At 61.3% G+C, this 2,921-nt stretch carries 4 protein-coding genes; all 4 read right to left on the reverse strand.

Annotated elements, in window-relative coordinates:
* Positions 1-895 (reverse strand): DHH family phosphoesterase (locus EN955_RS34165; RefSeq protein WP_206523775.1); only part of this gene is annotated, 895 nt, incomplete at its 3' end.
* Positions 896-1,073: 178 nt separating this feature from the next.
* Positions 1,074-1,307, reverse strand: coding sequence for a DUF6434 domain-containing protein (locus EN955_RS34170; RefSeq protein ID WP_024505361.1), 234 nt, complete (start codon positions 1,305-1,307; stop codon positions 1,074-1,076).
* A 73-nt stretch (positions 1,308-1,380) separates the two neighbouring features.
* Positions 1,381-2,364 (reverse strand): class II fructose-bisphosphatase, encoded by a 984-nt coding sequence (gene glpX, locus EN955_RS34175; protein ID WP_013531987.1) that lies wholly within the window; start codon positions 2,362-2,364, stop codon positions 1,381-1,383.
* Positions 2,365-2,568: 204 nt separating this feature from the next.
* A complete protein-coding gene (locus EN955_RS34180; RefSeq protein ID WP_013531988.1) occupies positions 2,569-2,736 on the reverse strand; it encodes a Thivi_2564 family membrane protein in 168 nt (55 codons plus the stop codon).
* Positions 2,737-2,921 lie beyond the last annotated feature (185 nt).

Consider the following 2,921-nt stretch of genomic DNA (forward strand, 5'->3'; position numbering starts at 1 on the left):
GATGGAAGGTGCTGATCGGCTCGCCGATGCGCGACACCCGTGCCAGTGCCGCGAGCCCTTCGTTCTTCTGCTGGCGCGCCATCTGCAGCCCCTTGACCACGAAGGCACGGTTGACGCCGGTCAGCGGCACCACGTCACAAACGGTGGCCAATGCCACGATATCGAGCAGCGAAAGCAGGTCCGGCGGCGTAGCATCGGCCATGCGGCTACGCAGGATCCTGGCCGTCTGCACAAGGGCGAGGAAGACCACGCCGGCGGCACAGAGATGGCCCTGCCCGGAGAGGTCGTCGTCGCGATTGGGATTGACGACAGCGATTGCCGCCGGCAAGGCACCGCCGACCTGGTGGTGGTCGAGCACCACGACATCAGCCCCGGCCTCATTGGCGGCATCGATGGAAGCGGCGCTGTTGGTGCCGCAATCGACGGTGACGATCAGTGTCGCGCCACGCGAAACAAGTTCGCGCATGGCGTCGGGGTTGGGGCCATAGCCCTCGAAAATACGATCCGGGATGTAGATTTCCGACGGCACCGAGAAATGCGTGAGGAACCGCTTCAGCAAGGCCGACGAGGCGGCGCCATCGACATCATAGTCGCCGAAGATCGCCACCTTTTCCCTGGCCATCACCGCGGCGGCGATCCGGGCCGCCGCCCTGTCCATGTCGGTCAGCGATGCCGGATCCGGCAGAAGATCGCGGATCGTCGGATCGAGAAACCGCTCGGTCTGCTCGGCGGTGACGCCGCGGCCGGCAAGCACCCGTGCGACGATATCGGATACCCCGTAGCCTTGCGCGATGGCGAGCGCGATCATGTCCTGCCGCTCGGTCAGCCGGTGCTCCCAGGAAACCCCTGACACCGACTGCCTGACATCGAGGAAGAGGCGCTTTTCGCCGGTCATACGCTTTGCCAACTCATCGTTGGCCGCACGATAGTGCATGTCGCCCAAAAGTGCGCAGCGGTTTTGGGGCGACGACCTGTATTGGCAACAATTTAAAGCGTGTCACGTTCATGCGACGCTCTATAGGCCAAAGGCAGGCAAAGCCAAGCGATTCACGGTGTGCGCCGTCCGGGAAGTGTCAAGAAAACTGCGCTTTCCGCTTTTCAGCCTGGCGCCGAAGCCATTCGTCGGCCGCATCGCCCATCGTCTTTTCCACACCGTCCTTGAGCCAGGCCATGAAAGGCCGGTCGAAGCTGAATGCGTCGCCGCATTCCCGGATGAGAAAGCGACGCACATTCTGGGTGTTGCGATAAGACTGCGTGATGGCGGTGGCGCGCGAGATCGGATCCGCGTGCCAGTCGAACGGTTTCATCGTCAAATCCTTGCAGCCAATATCGGGTGCGCCCGAATGGCTAACAATTGCAAGGTGGCTTCGCAAGCAAGCGTCAGAACTTATCCAGATCCTGATGGCGTGCCTTGATCTCGCGCACCGTCCGTGACGACGAGCGCAGCACGATCGTGTGGGTGGTGATGTAATTGTGGCCGAACTTGACGCCAGCCAGCATGTTGCCGTCGGTGACACCGGTGGCCGCAAACAGCACATCGCCGCGCGCCATGTCCTCCGTCCGATAGACCCGTTTCGGATTGGAAATACCCATCTTTGCCGCGCGAGCAACCTTTTCCGGTGTGTCGAGGATCAGCCTGCCCTGCATCTGGCCGCCGGTGCAGCGCAGCGCGGCGGCGGCCAGCACGCCCTCGGGTGCTCCGCCAGTGCCGAGATAGATATCGATGCCGGTTTCTTCCGGATCCGTGGTGTGGATGACGCCGGCGACATCGCCGTCGCCGATCAGCCGGATCGCGGCACCCGTGGCGCGCACGGCATCGATCAGCTTGGCATGACGTGGCCGGTCGAGGATACAGGTGGTGATGTCCGAAATAGCCACGCCCTTGGCGCGGGCGAGGCTGGCGATGTTTTCGGCCGGTGAGGCATCGATATCGATGACGCCGTCCGCATAGCCCGGACCGATGGCGATCTTGTCCATGTAGACATCGGGCGCAAACAGCAGGCTGCCCTTTTCGGCGATGGCGATGACGGCGAGCGCATTGGGCAGGTTCTTGGCGCAGATCGTCGTGCCTTCGAGCGGATCGAGCGCGATATCGACCGCCGGACCTTTGCCGGAGCCGACTTCTTCGCCGATATAGAGCATCGGCGCTTCATCGCGCTCGCCCTCGCCGATCACCACCGTGCCCCTGATGGAAAGCCGGTTGAGTTCCTGGCGCATGGCATCCACGGCGACCTGGTCGGCCGCCTTTTCGTCGCCGCGCCCACGCAGCCTGGCGGCCGCGACGGCGGCCCGTTCGGTGACGCGCACCAGTTCCATGGTGAGTATCCGGTCAAGGCCGGCGACGATGTTCTGGGCCACATTCATCTGGTGATTTCCTCGTTGGCAATGCGGCCTCCCGCCGGAGGCGGGCCTGTTTTGTCAAACGAGCATGACAACGGCAAGACCTGCCACGAATATTATCGAATATCCAACAATATCAATCGATTAAACTACGTCTTGAAACACGACCGGCCCGATCGCCACGCGCCGGGCCAGTCTTAAAACGGTGAGAATGGCGGCCTTCGCGGCCTAAAAAACCGCGAGGTATTTGAGCAGCGAAATGATGCCGATGATGATGACGATGACCTGAACTATCTGTCTCATCCGGCCATCGAGCGGCAGGCGTTGAACCAGATAGAGAACGAGGATGATGACGAGGAATGTGATCAGGATGCCGATCAACGCTGATGAAGCCATGGTGTCCTCCTTAAAAGTGATTTGCTGAAAACAATAGAAAAGGCCGGAAGCCCGGCCCCAGACTGCTGACAAACCCCGTCGATTTTCGGCGGGGTTTTTTTGTTATGTGATTGAAGTGTCTTGGACTGTTTGTGTCAGGGGATTTTGACAGGAGGCGTTGGGCCTCATGTGCGGGCCGACTTGGG

Origin of the sequence: Mesorhizobium sp. M7A.F.Ca.CA.001.04.2.1 (genome assembly GCF_003998485.1) — a bacterium.
Taxonomy (GTDB): Bacteria; Pseudomonadota; Alphaproteobacteria; order Rhizobiales; family Rhizobiaceae; genus Mesorhizobium; species Mesorhizobium ciceri.